This is a genomic window from Cytobacillus solani (assembly GCF_006704205.1).
Taxonomy (GTDB): Bacteria; Bacillota; Bacilli; order Bacillales; family Cytobacillaceae; genus Cytobacillus; species Cytobacillus solani.
The window spans coordinates 3,002,796-3,022,930 of the sequence record NZ_CP041305.1 but is presented as its reverse complement, the minus strand read 5'-3'; the positions used below and the strand labels follow the sequence as shown (position 1 = coordinate 3,022,930).

Here is a 20,135-nt window from a genome sequence, read left to right as displayed (position 1 = left end):
AAAAAACAGGTGTAGCATTCGACATAAAACTGAGCAGGGGAAGATTGTAAAATCCTTTAATTTGAAATTGAGCGTCGAGAAAAACGTGGGATTCGTTTTTCAACAAACGCAGCTACTCCTTCCGGAAAATCATAATTATCTACAAAAGGCGTCGTCCCCTTCCATAATTCTGGTACACTATTCACACATTGACTTACAGATTGCTTGACAGCTAGTAATGAAGAAGGTGCTTGAGAGGCTACCAGCTTACCCATTCTAATTGAATAACGATCTAAAATGTCATCATTCACCAAGTAATTTAGCATTCCTAAACGATATGCTTCTTCCGCTTTTAATACTCGTCCTGTATACACCAAATCCTTCGTTAGACTTGGGCCAATTAAATTAACTAGGCGTTGTGCAAATTTATTGTTTAATGTAATTCCCAATTTTCCTACAGGAATACCTAATCGGGATCTACCGGAACCAATCCGTAAATCACATGCTAAGGCCAACTCAAGACCAGCTCCCATCGCTGGCCCATTAATAACGCCTATTGTCGGAATTGGTAAATTCTCAAATGTTGAAATAGCCTCTTCCATTAGGATAAAAGAGTTTTCAGCTTCTTCTAGTGACATTTGATGAAACTCTTTAATATCTGAACCAGCTGTAAATTGTTCCCCTGCTCCCCTTAAAATCACAACCTTATTTTTGGGATTTTGCAAAATCTTTTGTCCTATTTCAGTTAAATATTTCCACATCTTTGCGGTTAATGCATTTCTTTTTTGGGGCCTGTGTATAGTGATAATAGCTAATCCAGCTGTTTCTTGATAGATAATTTTGGCTTGTTCAGCTTTCATTCTTTGAATATCAACTTTCATTTGTTTTTCCTCCTTGTCAAAATTATTATAATTTAATGCAAATTTCATGCCACAATTAATTGTACTAATAATAAAATGTAACAAGGGAAGGAAACTATTTAATTTCCTTATTCAATTTGATATTTTTTCAGTTTAGTATAAAAGGATTTTCTGCTTATCCCTAGTTTCTGAATTGCTTCGGTTCGATTTCGGGTATTTTTTATAATAAACTCAATATGTTCTCTCTCCATTTTTTCTAAAAGAACGTCTAATTTGGTCGTAAATAAGGGCGAAACGATAGATGGGCTAATTTTATTATTAGAATTAATTGATGAAGGATGTCTATCTAAGAAGAAATATTCTGGGAGATCGTCTGATTCAAAAAATTGTTTTGTACAAACGACAAGCATTCTTTCTAATACATTGACTAATTCTCTGACATTTCCTGGCCACTCATACTGTTCCATAATCCGCAGTACTTCTTCACTCATTCTTACATGCTTGCTATATTTTAAACATAACTCATTGAGAATTGTATTTGATAAAAAAGGCAAATCTTCCTTTCTATTCCGTAGAGGTGGAATATGGATTGGAACAACATTAATTCGATAATATAAATCCTCTCTAAACTGTCCAGCTTTAATCATATCTTTTAAATTTCGGTGGGTTGCACATATGATTCTTACATCAATCGAATAGAGCTTAGTTCCGCCCACTTTTTGAAATTTTCGCTCTTGGATAACTCTAAGAATCTTCGCTTGCGAATTTAATGACATTTCTCCAATTTCATCTAGAAGGAGAGTCCCGCCACTTGCCATTTCAAGAAGTCCCTTTTTTCCACCTTTCCTAGAACCGGTAAATGATCCATCTTCATACCCGAACATTTCACTTTCAAATAAAGAATCGGGTATTGAAGCAATATTAATAGCGATATATGGTTTATTATTTCTTTTGCTAGCTTCGTGAATAGAATTTGCGAAGATTTCTTTACCTGTTCCACTTTCCCCATAAAGAATAACAGATGCATCCGTATCGGCCACTTGCTTTGATAACTGAACGGCTTTTTGCATTACGCTTGATTTACTTTCAAGCTTATAGAAATATCTTCTATCTAATTGCTCTTGGAGATAGGACAAATCCCGTTTATATTTTGTTAATTCATCCTGAACTTTAGTTAATTCTGTAATATCCTTCATGATTGTAACCACACCAATCATTTCTCCATTCTCAATTAATGGTGTGATATTTGCACACACATCCTTTTTTAGAGAATGGACGTAACTGCAATCATTGATCAAGGATTTACCGCTTTTTAAAACTTCTAAAATCCGAGAATCCCCTTCTATTTCCTTTAGCTTTCTGCCAATAATTTTTTTGGCAGGTACTTGAAATTGTTCAGAATAAGCTTTATTTACAAAAACGATTGTACTATCCTTTACAATAACAATAACTGCATCATGGAGTGATTCCAAAATAGACAGCAAATGTTTTTCTAACTTCATATAACCTCTCCTTTATTAGCAGCATCATCTCTACTAATTATCGTTGGGGCTATTAAACGGATTACATCCATTTTTCCAATCAACTTGAAAGAATTGGTCAATACTTTCATCACTAATTTCATTAAAAGAATCTGGGTTCCATTTTGGCATATGATTTTTATCCACCAATACTGCCCGGACTCCTTCGAAGAAATCTTTAGTATGTAAAAAATTTAGAGCAACTTCAGTATCCATTGCAAAGCTCTCCCTAAGGGTTTTTCTTTTCCCTCTCTTCATTAATTCTAGAGTTACTTTTAATGATGTAGGTGATTTCTTAAGAAGAGTGTTCTTCGTTTCTAACGCCCAATCATCTCCATTACTAGCACCCTCATCTAATGAATTTATTATTTGTTCTATCGTTTCATATTGAAAATACTGATTAATTTTTTCCACATTCAAGTTATGAGGTAATTCATGAGATCTCACACAAATACTTTCTAAAAATTCAACTAGTTTTTCCTCTACATTTTCCGGTTTCCATACATGTGCCTTTATAAACTCCTCTACTTCCATCAATCTACTACTATCAAGATAATAATCTGCCATATCTGTAGATAGAATATCCCCTTTCAAAATTATCTTTGCTGTTAATGCGAGATATAATCCAATTCTACCGGGCATTTGATTAAGAAAATAATTCGCCCCTACATCAGGAAAAAAACCAATATTCATTTCAGGCATTGCCCATTTCGTTCTTTCTGTGATTACTCTAAATCGAGCGCCAACAGAGAGACCCACGCCTCCTCCCATTACAATACCATCCATAAATACTATTACAGGCTTGTTATATTCATGAATGAGCAAGTCCATTTTATACTCAGTTGTAAAATATTCTTTAGGGACCATACTATCAGAATTCAGTTTTACACTTTCATATATAGCCCGGACATCTCCACCTGAACAAAATGACTTTTCACTTTGACTCTTTACACAAACCAATGAAATGCTTTCATTATGAGCCCACACCATTAGTTGGTTATAAATATCTTTAACCATCTGAAGGGATAGTGCATTTAAAGCTTTAGGACGATTTAGTATGACCCATCCAGCCCCATGGTTCTCTTCAAACAAAACTTCATTTTCAGCCATCATAATATATACTATTCCTTCCATTTTTATATTTCCAAGATGAATATACATAATTTTCTGTATTATCACTAATTATAACATATTATTTTAAGTAAACTGTCGATTAAAACAAACTAGCTGTTATCAGAGAATTTGCTTCCTACACTACTTATTAATTCCCTTTTTCGTAAGTACCTGATCATTCGAAAAAAATAAGCTTATCCAATTGGATAAGCTTAACTTTATCTATATTGAACTTCACAACGATAAATACGATTTCCTTTATTAGAGAACTTCTCTTCGTATTCAGTCATAATATTCCCATCAAAATTACTATTGTGAAGGTCAAGACTTACATACTTCAATAGCAGCCCATATTCAGAGAAGCTAGTTAGAGAATATTCAAATAGTCCTTGATTATCTGTTTTAAAATGAATTTCCCCTTGATCAACTAGGATCTCCTCATATGTTTTAAGAAAGGTTTTGTAAGTTAATCTCCGCTTAGCATGACGTGATTTTGGCCAAGGATCTGAGAAATTCAAATAAACTCTATCCACTTCTCCTTTTTCAAAAAAAGTATGGAGATCATTTGCATTAACATTCATAAGTTTTACATTTGGTAATTCAGCTTCAATAATATGGTCAAGGGCGGTAACAATCACGCTGTCTTGTAACTCAATTCCAATATAGTTAATATCAGGATTCGCCTTCGCCATTCCGCTAATAAAACGGCCCTTCCCAGTTCCAATTTCTATATGAAGCGGCTGATTTTTTTCAAATACTTCATGCCATTTCCCCTTCCATTGATCAGGAGATTGAATGACATATTGCGGATACTCAGCAAGCTTTTCCTTTGCCCATGGTTTATTTCTTTGTCTCATACTTACACTCCTATAAAAGTTATATCGCTCAAACATTATCATGCAATTGGCAGTGATGCAATTAGAAAAACTTGACATTCGCTAAATTTTTCGGCGAATGCCTTAGTTTTTCTTATGCATTCAGAATTTATGGATATAAATTCTGATTAGCAAAAAAATGACTGGTAACATGACTGCTTCTTGGTGAAACATGTATAAATCGAAAAAGGAACTCACAACCTAAGGTGAATTCCTTTTATTATAGTTGAAAGGGTGTCGATCATGCCAATTAATCAGCAGGATCAGCTAAATTTATTAAAAGATATATTAAGCAACCATCAAACAGATTGTTACGGATCAGTATCAGAATGTGAGCAGCTTGAACGATTAGTTAAATCATTAATTAGCAGTCCGAATGTAGACCAAAGTGCAAAAGCAGTTTTAGAAGAAATATATAATTACAGTCAGAATGGAATTAACTCTTCTCAATTGGACAATCATATCGAAATGCATCAGCAAGAATTGTCTGGATGGGTAGATTCAATTAATCAATTTTCATAGGATCTATGAAGGTCTGTAAGGAACTGGATCCATTTATCCATTTCCTTAAACCTGTTTTTGCCTTTATGCCATTGAATGGAATTAATCGTTTGTGCGATTACATACCATTTCATACGTAACAGTAAATCATCTGTCAGTGTTAAACCGTACCGATTAATCCATTCATCCCATTCTTGTTTCGGAATATACCAATACAATAGCATGCCAAGATCAATGGCAGGATCAGCTATCATTGCTCCATCCCAATCAATTAAATACAACTGGTTGTTTTCTGCCAGCAGCCAGTTGTTATGATTGACATCACAATGGCATACGGTCATCTCTTCACAATGAATATGATCGATTTCCTTCTTTAAAAACTCGATTGATTGGACAATTACATCCATATTCCTTAACTCAGCATCCAAATCTTCTTCAATGATTTGAAGGATAATTTCCGCGGTTAGAGGGGATTTCCCTAGTCTTTCGAGCATGCTTAGTAAAGGCTTAGAGCCATGGATCTTTTTCAGCAGCCTAGCGACTCGTTCATTGTTCATGTCTGCTTGCTTAAGTTCTCTTCCACTTTCCCATTGCTGGGCAGTGATAACGTCCCCATTTTCCAGTCTCTTTGTCCAAATAAGCTTAGGAACAATTCCCTCAGCGGATAGTACAGCAAGAAATGGAGATGTGTTCCGTTTCAGAAACAGCTGCTGCCCATCATGCTTAGCAAAAAAGGCTTCACCTGTCGCCCCACCCGCGGGAACAATCTCCCACTCTTGTCCTAATATATATTCCAAAATTGTTCACCTGCTTAGTAGAAAAGCGCAAGCGCCTAGCTCATCAACAAGGGTAAATAGCCCTTTGCATCTAGGATAAGCTGCTTACGCTAGACAATCTATTTCAAATAACTTTTCATTTCAAAAAATAAAGATAGCTATCGCTTTACGATCTCCCAATAGCTATCTTTATAAATTTTATCTCTTTCATGCTTTTAACGTCAAGCTTATTTATTTTTCACTTGCTTACAAGGACGTACGAACATATAGGAGGCAACTCTAGCGTATTTTTTTCTAGCTTCCTTTTTGGCTTCACATTCGCAGTTTGGTCATCCGCAAGTACCAGCCATAGCCCATCCGGAAGCTCGACAGTTTTTTGTGAGAAGGAAGGATTAAAAAATACAATAATCTTTGCCCAATCCCCATATTCATCAACATCATTTAAAAAAAATCCAATTACTGGCTCCTCAGCCGGAAGAAAACACATATGCTCACGTATGTGCTTCTGATTAGAGAACCGAAAGGCGCCATGTGACTTGCGAATCCGAATTATTTCACGAAGATAGATTACATTTGCAGCAAAAAAGGATTTTCGATCCCAATCAAGCTGATTTATTTCATCGGATGATTGATAACTATTTCCTTCCCCTTTCTTCGTTCGAAAAAACTCCTGCCCGCTATGCAAAAAGGGAATTCCTTGTGAAAGCAGCACCATTACTGTTGCAAGTCTATGCTGCTTTTGCCTTGTTCCCTTACTTAGAGACGCGGAACAGACCGCTAATTTATCCCATAATGTGTGGTTATCATGTGATTCTACGTAATTGACCGACTGAACAGGGGAGTGGAATAATCCAGCCTCAGTTTTTTCCATACCAATACTTCCGGCAAGAACTTGTTTAGCTGCCTCATAATAATGGACATTTCCAAATGCATAGCCTTTATCATCTAAATGAAATGTACTCCCTTTAACCGTATCCCTGAACCAATCATTAAACTGGCCAATTCTCGGAAGACTTTCTTGGTTGCGAATACAAGCCTTCTTATCAGCGGAAATTGGTGTATCCAAATCCCAGCCTTCTCCAATAATAAGAATGGAAGGATCAAATGAATCAACTGCTTTCCGGATTTCGTTCATTGTTTCAATGTCCAAAATCCCCATCAAGTCAAATCGAAAGCCATCTATTTCGTATTCTTTCAGCCAAAACATAACCGAATCAATAATAAATTTTCTTCCCATCAGCCGTTCTGAAGCAAAATCATTGCCTACGCCTGTTCCATTGGAAGGCATTCCAAATTCATCATGACGAAAATAGTAGCCGGGAACAATGTTTTCAAAAGATGAGCACTCTCGAATATATACGTGATTATAAACAACATCCATTATTACCCTTATTCCTTGTGTATGGACCGCATGTATCATTGCTTTCAATTCTTTAACTCTTGCATATGGATTAGAAGGGGCTGTGGAAAAGCTGCCATCAGGTGCATTAAAATGCAATGGATTATAACCCCAATTGTATTCATCCGTATCCTTTCTTTCATCAATCCCCTCAAAATCATTAATTGGAAGAAATTCAATATGCGTGATACCGAGTTCCTGTATATAGGAGAGCCCTGTTGGCGTTCCGTCTATCGCCACAGTATTCAGCTCTGCAGCACCAAGATACGTACCTTTATTTATGATTCCGCTATTTGAATGGATGGTTAAGTCCCTTATGTGTGTTTCGTAGATAATCGCATCAGTAGGTTGTTTGAAAAGGGGAAGGGGGGGTTTTGTCATTTTTGTTTTGTTCAGATCAATGACAGCAGCATATTCTCCATTGAGGCTAACCGACGTAGCATAAGGATCCGCTGCCTCTCTCCATTCTAAATTTACAAAGACTTGAAAGGAATAATAATAGCATTCAAGATCTCCTTTTACAGTTACGTGCCATACACCTTTCTCCTTTCTCATCATCGAATGAAATATTTCACTCTTTGATGTATCTGTTGGGAGCAATTTTAATTTCACCTTTGTTGCAGTAGGCGCCCACAGCTTGAATAACGTGTGATCTGAATGATAAAAAGAACCTAGTAGGCCATCATAGAAAAACTCTTTATCAAAAGCAGCTGTGCGAATGACAGCGCCTATTTGCAAGTCTGTTTTTTCACCATGCTCATCAATTACCCAATATTGTTCACCAATTACTAGTTTTTCTTCTATCTGACAAGTATATTTAACGCTTTTTTCTAACGGTATTCGATTCATAATTGTCAGAAGAACATACTCATTCCTATTCATTTTTCTAATAGAAAATTTTGAAGAGCTCCCTCCGAAATAATCTTTAGGAAGTAAGATCGTAATGATTTGCATGTCATCTAAGTAAGCAGAAAATTTTCGATTAATCGCTTTCATGATCTTACCTCCAATTTCATGTATTTATTCCATTCCACTTGCCTTTGAAAGGATTGGAAGGAATCTTCGGCAAGTAATGGTTGTCAATGGAGTACAGCCGATATCCTCACCATCTGCATGAGCCTGTATCGAATCAGGAGAAGAAATTCTAATCTCACTACCAGTAAACGTCTCCACTTCCTTGAATGCAACATGTCCTCCCCAAAAAACAGTAATAAATACAAATAAGAGCTTCAATCTTGATAAATTATGGACAACAGTAATATTTAGCTGACCATCAAAAGGGGAGGCATTAGGGGATATTTTCATTCCTCCGCCAAAAAAAGGCTGATTTGAAACAGTTACAAACCAAGTGGAATCAAACGCAATTTTTTTCCCATCTATAATTATTTCAATGGATGATCGTTGATAGGTAAATACACTTTTTAGCAAAAAATAAACATAGACTAGCTTTCCTAGAGAAACACGGTTTAACAGCTTTTTAATTTTTGAAAGATTTACTTTCCTTGCAATATGAGCATCCAGTCCAACACCCATATTATTGACAAAATAGATGTATTCTTCATCTTTATTCGTTATCCTCCCTAAATCAATTAGTGAGGCTTCTTCCTTCAATTGTCTCAAGAGATGGTAGAGCGCAGCAACTGGATTTCTTGGAATGCCAAATCCTCTAGAAAAGTCATTACCAGAACCACCAGGAATATATGCAAGCTGGATATGCTTGTTAACCACTGCCCCATTCACCACTTCGTGCATTGTTCCGTCTCCTCCAACAACAACGATGACTACTTTTTTCCCTGTCTCTTTTTCGGAAATCAACTGAACAATTTCTTTTCCATGGCCGTGATACGCTGTAAAAAAAGCCTCGTATGAAATATTTTGTTCATCAAGTATTTTTTCTAGTTTTCTCCAAACCTTTTGACAACGGCCATTTTTCGCCTGAGGATTAATGATAAAATAGAGCTTTTTCATCACATTATTCTACCTTCTATATAGACTTTGTCTAATTATTCTTCTTCAGAAATCTCCCATTCAAGCCTTCTAATTGATGTCGTTTGGCAATATTGCAATAAGCTTTGGGCTGCTTTAAGCTGTACATGTTTCAGCGGAGAACGAAGATTTCTCATGCTTTTAAACCATTCCTCATAATTTCTTTTTTCAATCATTTGGACATCAAAGGGAACTGCAGGATGGTCAATGTATCCATTTCTGCAAAGAACCGCCTTATGTATCGGCAAATCGATTTCATTCATGCGGAATATTTGGTGAACAATTTTCGCTGTTCGATTTAATGCTAATAATGGATTCAACACCTTTTTCTCTTCGCCATTCACCCGTTTCACCCAGAAGCGTTCTTTTGATCCGATAAAAACGGAAGAGTCTTCTTCCTCTAGAAGACTAATACACCAGACGCCTGTCGGACTTAAAATAATTGTTTCTACCTCCACTGGTGCCTTTTTCAACAAAAAAAGCGGTAAATAGAGAACGAGAAACGTATCAGGAAATCGTTGAAGAAAGAACTTTAATCTCTCATCAAAATAAAATCGTTTATCCACAAACGATTTTTCAGTCAAAGTAGAGCTCGCCCATTTCATTTGAAAGCGGAATAATTGATCCAGGAATTGATGCTTTAATTCCTCCACTGAATCAGGACGATAGGTAAAGTTTGTTTTGAATTGAAGAATTGCTTCGTCTCCACTTTCATCGTTGTTATGATCCATTTGATCTAGGTTTAACAAATCTTCCTCTTCATTATCCTTCTTCCCTAGCTTCCATAGCCCTTTTAGCTTATCTATTAAAGGTTTTTTCTCTTCTTCAAGCCAATCAGGATTTTCTTCCTGCGAATGGTTCATAAAAAAAGAATCATCATTATTATCCCACGCAGCTTTCAACTTTTCCCATTGATGCTTTTTAAGCCTGACATAGCGGGATGGATATAAATAAATATTCTGTTCATACCGTGAAACGTAATCTTGCATTTTAATTAACTGTCCCATTTATCTTGCCTGCCTCATCATGTCTCTAGTATTCATTTATTCTTCTAGCAGCGGGTATGCTGCTATTTTTTCGTATTTGGGGAATCGATCAATATGTGTTTGATACAGAACAACTTCCTTTGCTTGAAAAGTAAGAGGTGCGTTTATGAAAGGATTATTTTGTTTCAAACAGTACTCCTCGAATGGATTACTTCCAGTCCATTTTCTTGCTAAAGTAATATGTGGCTTATAGGCCCTAGTCTCTAATTCAAATCCAGCCTCTAGGCAAGCAGAAAATACGAGTTCACGAATCTTCGTTAATTGCTCCTCTTTCGCTGTATCTGCCCAAAATATTCTTGGTGAATCCTTTTTCCCAAACACACCAAGCTGATTAATATGAAGAGGAAAGGAGCTTTGTCCATTTAACTGTTTAAAAACCAGCTTTGTAGCTTCCTTAAGCTTGTCCTCTGATGCAACACCTAGAAAGGCCAATGTGATATGATAATCCTCTTGGTGAACCCAACGCTGAAAAGGAAGCTTTTCCTTTATAGTTAAGCAGAGATTATTTAATTCCTTCTTTACTTCCTCTGGTAAGCTAACAGCAAAGAAAAAATGAGCTTTCCGATCCATTTTCATCCTCCATTAATTAACCAACATTTGCACTTATTTTAGCAGAAGTTGGAGACAGGTTCTACTCTATTCAGCAGTAATGATGAATATTGGTCCAGACAGAAAAAAGCAAGCAATGATTTCATATGAACATTGCTTACTTTTTTCCAAAAATTTTTTAGCTAATGGTGCCGCATTCCTTTTCAATTTCTTTAACAAAAAGTGCCTGTAAATGCTCCGTAATTGGACCCAGGCTGCCATTCCCCACTTTTTCTCCCTCGATTTCAACAATTGGTGTAATTTCAACTGTTGTTCCTGAAAGGAAAACTTCATCCGCACTCTTTAGATCATCAACTGTGAAAGGGGTCTCAGAAGAAGGAATATCATTATTCCTGCATATTTCCAAAACCTTCTGTCTTGTTATCCCGTTAAGAATTAAATTGTCAGCAGGGTGTGTGATTACTTTTCCATTTTTGATTATTGAAATATTCGATAAGCTTCCTTCGGTTACTACTCCATCACGGTGCTGGATTGCTTCAAAGCAGCCTGCCTCCACCGCTTTTTGTTTTGCCATTAAATTACCTAGTAGATTCAAACTTTTAATATCACATAGAAGCCAACGGATATCCGCGTTCAGAATCGTCTTTACCCCTGTTTTCATATTTTCAACAGGTCTCCCCACTTCCTTTGAATACGCAACAAAGGTTGGAGAAACATCATTTGAAGGAAATGCATGATTTCTTGGGGCTATTCCTCGTGTCACCTGCAAGTACAAGGTTCCTAAATTAAGCCTATTTTTATCAATTAAGCTTTCAAGCTGTTGCTTTATTTCAGAAACTGTATAAGGAATATCCATACCAATCTTCTTGCCGCTATCAATAAGGCGTTCAAGATGCTCCGTACCTGTAAACATTTTCCCGTTATATACACGGATCACCTCGTAAACGCCATCCCCAAATTGGTAGCCGCGATCTTCAATATCTATTTTTGCTTCCGAACGGTTAATGAACTCTCCATTTACTATAACGTATGTCATTTTCCCTTGACTCCCTGCTTGTATATTTTTATTTTGCAAGTTCATATATAGCCTGTGCATAAATGGCTGTTGCTCTTAGCATGTCTTCAATATACATATATTCATCCTTTTGATGGGCAATGTCCTCTCTTCCAGGGAACAGCGGACCGAATGCCACACCAGACTTCAAGGAACGGGCATATGTTCCTCCGCCAATTGAAAGCAGTTCAGCCTTCTCCCCTGTTTGTTCCTCATATACACTCTTTAACGTTTGAATGAGAAAATCTTCCTCAGCCACGTGATGAGGCTTTGAGTCAGTAAAGTTTTCAATTATAAAGTTTTCTTCTTTTAGTAAACCTTCAAGTCTGCCTTTTGTATCATCCATATGATTCGTAACAGGGTAGCGAACATTTAATCCAAGTCGACCGCCATTCTCCTGTGTATAGGAAAGCTTTCCTACATTGATTGTTAAGTCACCTGTAATGTCGTCTGAATAGGCGATACCAAGCTTCTTACCTCTTGACTCATCATAGAAATATGTAGTCGCAAACTGAAAATAGTGACTTGCCTTCGAGTCAATTTTCAATTCTGATAAAAACTTAGCCATGTAGAGACCTGCATTTTTTCCATTTTTCGGCTCCATTCCGTGGGCAGAAACCCCTTCCGCCTCAAGAATTAATACACCGTTTTCAATGTAGTATTTTCCAGGCAGTTCATTCTGTTTAAGAAAATCAGCATACATTTGCACGATCTCTGTTGGCTCATTATTCACTTCAAGTGAAGCCTTTGCAAAGTCTGGAACCATATTATATCTTCTGCCAGATTCGAAAGAGAGCACAGCTGCCTTTATTTCTCCATCGTACGTAGAACCTTCTCCACTTTGGACAAGGTCGAAATCAGCTATCCCTTTTTCTGCATAGATGATAGGGAAATCAGCATCTGGTGCGAATCCCATTGCCGGCATTTCCTCATGTTCAAAGTAATGATCTACACAACGCCAATCACTTTCCTCATCCGTTCCAATGATCATGCGTACACGCTTATTTAGTGGCAGTTCAAGCTCCTTCACAATCTTCATCGCATAATAAGCAGCCATCGTTGGGCCTTTATCATCAATGGCTCCTCTTGCAAATATTTTGCCATCGCGGATTTCGGCACCATACGGATCACTTGACCAGCCATCTCCTTCTGGTACGACATCCACATGACAAAGAATCCCGACAATTTCCTCACCTTGTCCAAATTCTAAATGTCCTGCAAGGTTTCCAACGTTCTTAGGTATAAACCCATCTTTCTCGCCAAGCTGAAGCATGAAATCTAACGCTTCCTTTACCCCTTCCCCTAATGGAGCATCTTCTGTTGCTTGATCTTCGTCCAATACACTTTTTATTTGCAGAAGCTTTTTTGCATCTTCAATCAGTGCGTCTTGTCTTTGTTCCACTTCTTTTTGCCAATCAATCACGTTCATTACTAATCCTCCAGTGTAAGAAAAAAATTAAATCTATTTAAAATTATATCAATTCATTTTTCCTTATGCACCATCATACACCTATCACAAATAAATAAAAATACTTTCCTACCTTCGGAACAAACCAAATGGCATGCCGAATTGAGACAGTATAATATGCCAACATACTACAAAAACGGCTAGAAGGGTGATCGCTGTCATAAATAAGAACAAAACAGCCCTTTTCCGTGCCTTAAAATAGAAGTCTGTTTCACTGAATTTTTTACTTAGTGGATTGGATGGTGCAATTTTATCCCAAACAAGTGAAAGCCATGAATTCATCATGATAAGAAAACCGAAGAATATGATTATTTTTATCCAGAGAGGTGGAATGAGTACGATTGCAACGGTTCCAACGGAAATAATTTGAAAATAGCTTATTACATACGAGCGGTTTCTTAGAAAAACCTTTAAAAACAACTCAATAAATCCATTTGCCGGTACTCGCTTTTTTAAAATTCGCTTTGAACGGCGGAATAGAAGCGGCTTTGTTCTTTTCGAAACAATTGGTTTTTCAATTTCATTTGAAAGTATGAAAATAAGCTCAATATTTTTCGTCTTATCCGCTCGGCCCATATCTATTTCATGATCGATTGCAGATAATTTCTGGATTGACTTTAAGCTGAAATAAATGGAAGCTGTCAGAAAGACGATTCCGCATAAGCAAACGAGAAACAAGGCACCTTTATCCCAAAGGATATAGATCAGCTGACTAATCCAGCTTAAGGCAGCAAAAAATAGAAAACTAAGCACTAATTTTTTAAACCTTTTGTCTATTTTCTTCAAATGATATTTTACGAGCATAATTAGCGCTTTTAATGCAATAAAGAAAAAAAGTAATGCACCTATTTTCTGCCAGCTAAGAAAGAAATGATTACTTAAGAACGGCAGCAGAATAAGAAATGTAATTGCTGTTACTAGCGATTGGGAAAAGAGAGAGTATATATATCCCCATTTTTTCATCCCAAAAAAGATTGACTGCATTTTTATGAGAAATACTTTGTCTGCTTCTTCAACATATGTACGAATGCTTCCATTCCAGGACAAAAGATAAATAAGCATGAATACAAGGATAAACGGAATGGATTCTATCCATCTTGGCAGCTCCACCCACCAAGAGCGGTATCGAAAGATTATAAATAAAATGGCTGGAATAATAAGATATACAATGATTGTCCAATCGGCAATTGACCGGATAACCCCATACTGATATTTTCGATCTCTTATGTATCGGTCACGAAAAAGTTTCCAACTACTCATCCGGATTACCCTCAGCTACTAAATGAAAGCAGTCATACAGGGAACCATCAGGAAGATTACACTGTTCTCGAATATCCTTGAGTGTACCAGCTGCTTGCAGCTGCCCATTATGGATCATTAAGAACCGATCACATACCTTTTCCGCTGTATCTAATACATGCGTGGACATCAATATTCCTGCCCCCCGCTTTTGTTCCGTTTCAATTAACTTTAAAAAAAGCTTCATCGCGTTCGGATCGAGCCCAATAAATGGCTCATCAATAATATATACCTTTGGACTTGTAATCATCGCTAAGATCAGCATGGCTTTTTGCTGCATGCCCTTTGAATACTTGCCAGGATATTCATGCGCATGTTCCGTTAGCTTGTACTGCTCAAGAAAATCTTTTGCTTTCTCCTTGTATTCCTTATCAGGGAGAGCCTCCACTGCTGCGATAAAATCAAGATGCTCCCATAATGTCAGCTCATCATAGAAAATGGGTCTTTCCGGTACATAAGAATATTTTGTATTCTCCCTAAAAGAAATTTCCCCCTCTTTGTTTTCCAATAATCCAAGAATCGTTTTAATTGTCGTGCTCTTTCCAGCGCCATTAGGTCCAATTAATCCAATTAGCTCTCCTTCTTTAACATTGAAATGAATATTATGGATAATTTCCTTTTCCTTGTCATAGCCTGCTGATTTAATGTCTACATTTAATAAAGTCATCTGATACTCCTCCTATCTAATTTGTACGAATGAGAAGTGGAAAAGGTTTACTTTTTTCGGAAAGTATTCTTTTGGAATCAGGAGAAAAATTGTTTTTAGAATTTTTTACAATACACCCATGAAAGACCATAGGATATACTAAGATTTTAATAAAGAGAAAGGAAAAGTTCATGAATATGGTGGAAATTCTTTAATAAAGTAGAAATTATCAAAAAATAGGAGTACAATGAAGGTAAGATTGACATCTCTTGAAAAAACATCTGATATTTGCAAAGGAGTTGGCTGAGGAAAAGAAAACTACATATGCTTGAAGGACAAAGGTTCTTCAATGAACTGTCAGTTGCAGGAATTTGCCATTGGTTTGAAAAAAGGATAGGGAGTGGTTTTTTGAAACCTTCAACTAACCGGATGTTAAACCGTATCAAATCCGTCTACATGTTTATTAATAAGCGTGGAACTGTAACAACGGGAGAGCTTGTAGAGGAATTTGGTATTACTCCTCGCACCATTCAGAGAGATTTAAACGTTCTTGTTTACAACGACTTAGTAAAAAGCCCCAGTCGAGGAAAATGGACGACTACAAAAAAGAAGGTAAAGATGTCATCATAAGTTTCCTTTCGTGCACTGATCTCATATGAGGTCTGATGTCTGAAGTGATGATCCCAGATTCGATTGTTAACAAAAAAAATAGGATGAAAAAAATCGCCAAGCTAGGCGATTTTTATTTGACCTCATATTCCATTAAGCTTTCTAGTTCTTCCTCTGTTAATTCCCGGTATTCACCAAGCTCCAGTGTTTCATCTAGCTGCAGCGGCCCCATCGAAATCCTTTGTAAATAAATGACGCGCTTCCCAACCGCCTCAAACATTCTTTTCACTTGATGAAATTTCCCTTCAGTAATTGTGAGTTCAATATCTGATGTGAGACCGGATTTAATGATCTTCAATTCCCCTGGTTTTGTTTCATACCCATCATCCAAAATAACGCCCTTTTTAAAAGCAGCAATATCCTCTTCAGTTACTTCACTGTTTATAACAGCAAAATAAGTTTTCGGCACATGCTTTTTTGGAGATAAGAGGCGGTGGGCAAGCTGACCGTCATTCGTTAACAGCAGCAGCCCTTCAGTATCTTTATCAAGCCGCCCAACTGGAAAAGGCGAGAATACTAAGTCTTCTGGCTCCAATATATCTAAAACCGTTTCATGCTGCGAATCCTCAGTAGCGGAAATGACTCCTTGTGGCTTGTTCAACATTAAATAGATGAACTCTTTATACACCACTTCTTCTCCATTGATTGTTACAACATCCTTATTAGGATCCACATGCTTGCTGGCATCCTTCACCTTCTGCTCATTGACTTCAACAGCCCCGCTCTTCAAAAGCTGTTTTACATCCTTCCGGCTTCCAAAGCCTAAATTAGCAAGCATTTTATCAATTCTCATATCATCACCTCTTTTATTGCTGATTTGCAGGATACTTGAAATGTTTTCACATTATCCGCGCAACCTGACCTTCTTCAATAGCCGATCGACCTTTTGTCCAAATAAGAAGTAAACAAGTTTTGTTTTAAAGCTTAAATAGAAGTAAACTCCTGCACCCACCGCTGCACAAATGACTACGATAATGAAGGCTTGTAAATTAGTTGTCGGTGTTAAGAAAAGCGTAAGAAGCTTATACGTGATTCCCGCACCTGCAAACATCAGCGCTGTGAAAATAACAATCAAAATTCCTCTTCTGAGCACAAGTCGAAATGGATACTTAGCATACGTTTTTATTACAATTAAATTAATCAAGATAGCAGCTGTATAGCCTATAGCAGTGGCCACAACAGCTCCCTGTGTTTCCATCATCTTGATAAGAGGGATATTTAAGCTCAATTTAAGCAATAATCCAACAAGCAAGCTAAGTACCGTATAACGCTGTTCATTGATTCCTTGTAAAATCGCAGCGGTTACTAAGAAATAAGCAAAAAGAATTGCTACAGGCGCATACGTTCTAAGCACTTCAGTTCCAAGCTCGCTCGGATCGTAAAACAATGTAAAAATAGGCTCTGCTAATAACGAAAGTCCTACAACTGCCGGAAGAGTTAGAAATAATAGCACCTGAAATGCTTGATTCAATTGATAATTTAAACTAGTACGATCGCTCTCAACAAATGCTTTCGTAATACTCGGAACGAGTGTTAAAGAAAAAGCAGTAGCCAAAGACACAGGAATAATGACAAGCTTATGCGTCTGGAAGTTTAATACGGCAAAGGATGATACCGCCTGATCGGCTAAGCCAATTTCCGCCATCGTCCGGATAAAAGTGAGCTGATCAATAAATTGGAAAAGCGAACCGGATAAGCCTACAAAAATAAAAGGCGCGGCATACACAACGATTTCTTTGTACATATCCTTTAAAGAAATGTCCATTGTGCCTTTGTCATTCAATAAAAGGCCATCCAAATAAGGCTTTCTTTTATACCAATACCATAAAAGTGCTCCTAGACCACCGATTGCACCAATACATGCGGCAAAGGTGGCTACACTTACTGCCTGAACAAGACTGCCTTTCATGATATATAAAACAATAAAAGCACCTGCAAGAACAAACACAATACGTACAATTTGTTCAATGACCTGTGATAAAGCCGAAGGTCCCATGGATTGGTGTCCCTGAAAAAAGCCGCGAATCAAACTCATAAAAGGAACAACAATAAGCGCAAAGCTTACAGCTCTGATAACAGTCGCTACATCCTTCACACTCGTATCCACATTATCAGGAATAATAAAATCAGCTAACGATGGAGCTAGAAAATATAGGAATAGAAAGGATATCGTTCCCGTACAAAACATCACAACTAGCCCTGATTTAAATAGCTTTCTCCCTACGGCATATTCCTCTAATGCATTGTATTTCGAAATAAATTTTGAAACCGCGGCAGGTATGCCTGCTGTTGCTAAACTAATGAAGATTGTATAAGGAATATAGGCGAAGGAATAAAGCGCATTTCCTTCTTCCCCTACAATATGATAAAAAGGAATCACATAAAATAACCCGAGTACTTTTGAAATGATCGTCGCTAGGGTCATTATAAAAGTACCCCTTAAAAGCTTTGATGACATAGAACCCCATTCCCCTTCAAAAAAGCGCTGAACATTAACAGTTAAAGTCCTCTTATTTAAGAAGCCCTAGCTGTGTAAGTTCCACCATTAAGTTATCGTAGCAAAAGATAATTCTATCGGAAAATTTAATTATGTAAATAATAATCACAATTTTTTTTGCACACTATTTGTATTCTACTCTTCTTCTTACAGGATTTCTACTTAGAGCTGACGAAAATGGTGTTTTCTGCAGTTAAAGTACTTTGAACGTAAAAAAAGCCAATGAAACAATTGGCTTTTTTATGTAATACTATTCAGTTTTTTACCCATAAATTCTCAATTGGAATTCCAGCATCCTTTATTGTTCGGTATATAGGGCATCTTTGATCCACTTTTTTTTGTAATTCATCCACTTGCTCTTGGGAGGCTGATGTTTTCAAGAAAGCCTCTACCTTCACTTTTTCGAAGTATGGTTTTACATCTAAATTTCCCATTAACCCGCTAGGATCAAGTTCTCCTTCGACTTTAAATGATATATCCTCTATTTGGATATTCATTTCTTTTGAAATTATCTGTACCATTACATTCTCACAAGCTGCAAGGGCGGCTAACATTGTAGACATTGGATCAGGCGCAGAATCTTTTCCCCCAAAAGATACTGGTTCATCAATGCTTATTATATGTTTGCCATTCGTAGCATCTGTCCTCATTCCAGAACCAGTGACATCTAATTTGAATGTAAGTTTTTTGCTCATCCAATTCCCCTCCTGATAATCACAGACTTGCTAATTTAATTTGCCCTCTTAATAAATTTGCGGCCTTACTCATTACCTCGAGCTTTTGAATAGCAATCACTTCACTATTCATCGGTCTTTGGGCAAAGGTTCCAAACCCGCAATCTGGATTTAAATAGATTTGATTAGCCGGCATAAGCTTTAATAATTGATTGACCTTCTCAACAATTTCTTCTTCCGTTTCAATTTCTTCCGTTCGTGGATTCACAATTCCAAATCCAATTTCAGCATGAGTGAACTCCTTTATTGCCTCGATTTCCCCTGCTCTTGGTGTCGCATACTCAAGAACGAGCTGATCAACATTTACCCTTGATAAATAAGGGATAAGCGGGAAATATGGACCTCTTAGAAGGATATCGTCTTCTCTGCTCCAATTCCCGCGGCAAATATGGACTCCTAATTTTGTTCCTCTGCCTCGCATGCCTTCCATCACTTGATTCATTAACCCTAGAGCAAACTCAATTTCCACCTCTGCATCCGCTTTTGCAGTCAAAGCTCCACACATAAATGTGCGATTGGCATTCTTTTGTGTAAATACGAGCTCAGTCAGTACAGGTTCATCGAATTGCACAAAATCGACGCCTTCGGCAATCAGATCTTCCAATTCTTCTCTTAAAACGCTTACAATATCGATTGCTAAGTCTTCTTTCGTTGGATAAGCTTCTTCCGATAGCCCTTCAACCCACATGGATCTTGTTAATAAATAGGGACCAGGAAGCGTTACTTTTATTTTTCTATCCGTATGCTTCTTTAAAAAACGAAAGTCATTTAATGCAAGCGGTTTTTTTCGGCTGATTTTCCCTGCTGCTGCAGGATTAGATAGGGAAAATGCAGGAACATCAAGCGTACCGAGAATTTCTTCAAAACTTGCTTTATCATCAATGTATTCTAGCAATTCAGAGACTGTTAGCATTTTCACATTATGTAAATGCTCAGCAACAAACGAAATATAATTATCTCTTCTTTGCTCGCCATCAGATACAATATCTATGCCTGCTTCTTCTTGCAGACGGAGGCATTCAATAACCGCTTGATCCGCAACCGCTTGAAATGCCTCATCTGTCATTCTGCCTGCTCTTTTTTCTCTCATCGCCTTCTGCACTTCAACCGACCTAGGCCAGCTGCCAATGACAGATGTAGGAAAGAGTGTTGATTCCATCGTAT

Annotated in this window: 19 protein-coding genes; 2 read left to right on the top strand and 17 right to left on the bottom strand. The window is 37.2% G+C overall.

The window, feature by feature from the left end; all coding sequences use genetic code 11:
- Nucleotides 1-56 precede the first annotated feature (56 nt).
- The 4 genes from FI644_RS15205 to trmB form a co-directional block, all read right to left on the bottom strand.
- Entirely contained in the window at nucleotides 57-860 is an 804-nt protein-coding gene (locus tag FI644_RS15205; protein WP_053477355.1) for an enoyl-CoA hydratase/isomerase family protein, read from the bottom strand.
- Nucleotides 861-967: 107 nt separating this feature from the next.
- A complete protein-coding gene (locus tag FI644_RS15200) occupies nucleotides 968-2,341 on the bottom strand; it encodes a sigma-54 interaction domain-containing protein (protein ID WP_053477356.1) in 1,374 nt (457 codons plus the stop codon).
- A gap of 33 nt (nucleotides 2,342-2,374) precedes the next feature.
- Nucleotides 2,375-3,493, bottom strand: coding sequence for an enoyl-CoA hydratase/isomerase family protein (locus tag FI644_RS15195; RefSeq protein ID WP_056686044.1), 1,119 nt, complete (start codon nucleotides 3,491-3,493; stop codon nucleotides 2,375-2,377).
- Between the two features lie 197 nt (nucleotides 3,494-3,690).
- Complete coding sequence (gene trmB / locus FI644_RS15190; protein WP_053477358.1) at nucleotides 3,691-4,329, bottom strand: tRNA (guanosine(46)-N7)-methyltransferase TrmB; 639 nt, start codon at nucleotides 4,327-4,329, stop codon at nucleotides 3,691-3,693.
- Nucleotides 4,330-4,590: 261 nt separating this feature from the next.
- Between trmB and FI644_RS15185 the strand changes: the two genes are divergently transcribed.
- The gene (locus FI644_RS15185) at nucleotides 4,591-4,869 is read left to right on the top strand and encodes a YtzH-like family protein (protein ID WP_056686048.1); all 279 of its coding nucleotides are present in this window, start codon (nucleotides 4,591-4,593) and stop codon (nucleotides 4,867-4,869) included.
- Here the strand turns inward: FI644_RS15185 and FI644_RS15180 are convergent.
- The 9 genes from FI644_RS15180 to FI644_RS15140 form a co-directional block, all read right to left on the bottom strand.
- On the bottom strand, nucleotides 4,857-5,645 hold the full coding sequence (locus FI644_RS15180) for a phosphotransferase family protein (protein WP_053477360.1): 789 nt from the start codon (nucleotides 5,643-5,645) through the stop codon (nucleotides 4,857-4,859). The genes FI644_RS15185 and FI644_RS15180 overlap by 13 nt on opposite strands.
- 217 nt (nucleotides 5,646-5,862) lie before the next feature.
- Nucleotides 5,863-8,019, bottom strand: a complete 2,157-nt coding sequence (pulA, locus tag FI644_RS15175) for a type I pullulanase (RefSeq protein ID WP_053477361.1) — start codon at nucleotides 8,017-8,019, stop codon at nucleotides 5,863-5,865.
- A 24-nt stretch (nucleotides 8,020-8,043) separates the two neighbouring features.
- Nucleotides 8,044-8,991, bottom strand: coding sequence for a diacylglycerol/lipid kinase family protein (locus tag FI644_RS15170; RefSeq protein WP_053477611.1), 948 nt, complete (start codon nucleotides 8,989-8,991; stop codon nucleotides 8,044-8,046).
- Nucleotides 8,992-9,026: 35 nt separating this feature from the next.
- Nucleotides 9,027-10,016 (bottom strand): nuclease-related domain-containing protein, encoded by a 990-nt coding sequence (locus FI644_RS15165; protein WP_053477362.1) that lies wholly within the window; start codon nucleotides 10,014-10,016, stop codon nucleotides 9,027-9,029.
- Between the two features lie 36 nt (nucleotides 10,017-10,052).
- Nucleotides 10,053-10,625: an RNA 2',3'-cyclic phosphodiesterase gene (thpR, locus tag FI644_RS15160; protein WP_142108589.1), complete on the bottom strand. Its 573-nt coding sequence runs from the start codon at nucleotides 10,623-10,625 to the stop codon at nucleotides 10,053-10,055.
- A gap of 157 nt (nucleotides 10,626-10,782) precedes the next feature.
- On the bottom strand, nucleotides 10,783-11,640 hold the full coding sequence (gene dat / locus FI644_RS15155; RefSeq protein WP_053477364.1) for a D-amino-acid transaminase: 858 nt from the start codon (nucleotides 11,638-11,640) through the stop codon (nucleotides 10,783-10,785).
- A 28-nt stretch (nucleotides 11,641-11,668) separates the two neighbouring features.
- Entirely contained in the window at nucleotides 11,669-13,087 is a 1,419-nt protein-coding gene (pepV, locus tag FI644_RS15150; RefSeq protein WP_053477365.1) for a dipeptidase PepV, read from the bottom strand.
- 108 nt (nucleotides 13,088-13,195) lie between these two features.
- Nucleotides 13,196-14,386 (bottom strand): ABC transporter permease, encoded by a 1,191-nt coding sequence (locus tag FI644_RS15145; protein WP_053477366.1) that lies wholly within the window; start codon nucleotides 14,384-14,386, stop codon nucleotides 13,196-13,198.
- A complete protein-coding gene (locus FI644_RS15140; RefSeq protein WP_053477367.1) occupies nucleotides 14,379-15,092 on the bottom strand; it encodes an ABC transporter ATP-binding protein in 714 nt (237 codons plus the stop codon). The genes FI644_RS15145 and FI644_RS15140 overlap by 8 nt, the downstream gene beginning before the upstream one ends.
- A 387-nt stretch (nucleotides 15,093-15,479) precedes the next feature.
- Between FI644_RS15140 and FI644_RS15135 the strand changes: the two genes are divergently transcribed.
- Nucleotides 15,480-15,701 carry a DeoR family transcriptional regulator gene (locus FI644_RS15135; RefSeq protein WP_053477612.1) on the top strand — a complete coding sequence of 74 codons (222 nt, stop codon included), beginning with the start codon at nucleotides 15,480-15,482 and terminating at the stop codon, nucleotides 15,699-15,701.
- Nucleotides 15,702-15,813: 112 nt separating this feature from the next.
- On the opposite strand, the gene FI644_RS15130 is transcribed toward FI644_RS15135, so the two are convergent.
- The 4 genes from FI644_RS15130 to FI644_RS15115 form a co-directional block, all read right to left on the bottom strand.
- Nucleotides 15,814-16,533 (bottom strand): pseudouridine synthase, encoded by a 720-nt coding sequence (locus FI644_RS15130; protein WP_053477368.1) that lies wholly within the window; start codon nucleotides 16,531-16,533, stop codon nucleotides 15,814-15,816.
- A gap of 51 nt (nucleotides 16,534-16,584) precedes the next feature.
- The gene (locus tag FI644_RS15125; RefSeq protein ID WP_053477369.1) at nucleotides 16,585-18,198 is read right to left on the bottom strand and encodes a putative polysaccharide biosynthesis protein; all 1,614 of its coding nucleotides are present in this window, start codon (nucleotides 18,196-18,198) and stop codon (nucleotides 16,585-16,587) included.
- 293 nt (nucleotides 18,199-18,491) lie between these two features.
- Complete coding sequence (locus FI644_RS15120) at nucleotides 18,492-18,932, bottom strand: OsmC family protein (protein ID WP_053477370.1); 441 nt, start codon at nucleotides 18,930-18,932, stop codon at nucleotides 18,492-18,494.
- Nucleotides 18,933-18,951: 19 nt separating this feature from the next.
- Entirely contained in the window at nucleotides 18,952-20,130 is a 1,179-nt protein-coding gene (locus tag FI644_RS15115; protein WP_053477371.1) for a cobalamin-independent methionine synthase II family protein, read from the bottom strand.
- Nucleotides 20,131-20,135: the final 5 nt, after the last annotated feature.

Bases quoted from the DNA above. Each gene is read 5' to 3' on its own strand.
- FI644_RS15205 (WP_053477355.1), bottom strand. From the start codon at position 860: ATGAAAGTTGATATTCAAAGAATGAAAGCTGAACAAGCCAAAATTATC.
- FI644_RS15200 (WP_053477356.1), bottom strand. From the start codon at position 2,341: ATGAAGTTAGAAAAACATTTGCTGTCTATTTTGGAATCACTCCATGAT.
- FI644_RS15195 (WP_056686044.1), bottom strand. From the start codon at position 3,493: ATGGAAGGAATAGTATATATTATGATGGCTGAAAATGAAGTTTTGTTT.
- trmB (WP_053477358.1), bottom strand. From the start codon at position 4,329: ATGAGACAAAGAAATAAACCATGGGCAAAGGAAAAGCTTGCTGAGTAT.
- FI644_RS15185 (WP_056686048.1), top strand. From the start codon at position 4,591: ATGCCAATTAATCAGCAGGATCAGCTAAATTTATTAAAAGATATATTA.
- pulA (WP_053477361.1), bottom strand. From the start codon at position 8,019: ATGAAAGCGATTAATCGAAAATTTTCTGCTTACTTAGATGACATGCAA.
- FI644_RS15170 (WP_053477611.1), bottom strand. From the start codon at position 8,991: ATGAAAAAGCTCTATTTTATCATTAATCCTCAGGCGAAAAATGGCCGT.
- FI644_RS15165 (WP_053477362.1), bottom strand. From the start codon at position 10,016: ATGGGACAGTTAATTAAAATGCAAGATTACGTTTCACGGTATGAACAG.
- thpR (WP_142108589.1), bottom strand. From the start codon at position 10,625: ATGGATCGGAAAGCTCATTTTTTCTTTGCTGTTAGCTTACCAGAGGAA.
- dat (WP_053477364.1), bottom strand. From the start codon at position 11,640: ATGACATACGTTATAGTAAATGGAGAGTTCATTAACCGTTCGGAAGCA.
- pepV (WP_053477365.1), bottom strand. From the start codon at position 13,087: ATGAACGTGATTGATTGGCAAAAAGAAGTGGAACAAAGACAAGACGCA.
- FI644_RS15145 (WP_053477366.1), bottom strand. From the start codon at position 14,386: ATGAGTAGTTGGAAACTTTTTCGTGACCGATACATAAGAGATCGAAAA.
- FI644_RS15140 (WP_053477367.1), bottom strand. From the start codon at position 15,092: ATGACTTTATTAAATGTAGACATTAAATCAGCAGGCTATGACAAGGAA.
- FI644_RS15130 (WP_053477368.1), bottom strand. From the start codon at position 16,533: ATGAGAATTGATAAAATGCTTGCTAATTTAGGCTTTGGAAGCCGGAAG.
- FI644_RS15125 (WP_053477369.1), bottom strand. From the start codon at position 18,198: ATGTCATCAAAGCTTTTAAGGGGTACTTTTATAATGACCCTAGCGACG.
- FI644_RS15120 (WP_053477370.1), bottom strand. From the start codon at position 18,932: ATGAGCAAAAAACTTACATTCAAATTAGATGTCACTGGTTCTGGAATG.
- FI644_RS15115 (WP_053477371.1), bottom strand. From the start codon at position 20,130: ATGGAATCAACACTCTTTCCTACATCTGTCATTGGCAGCTGGCCTAGG.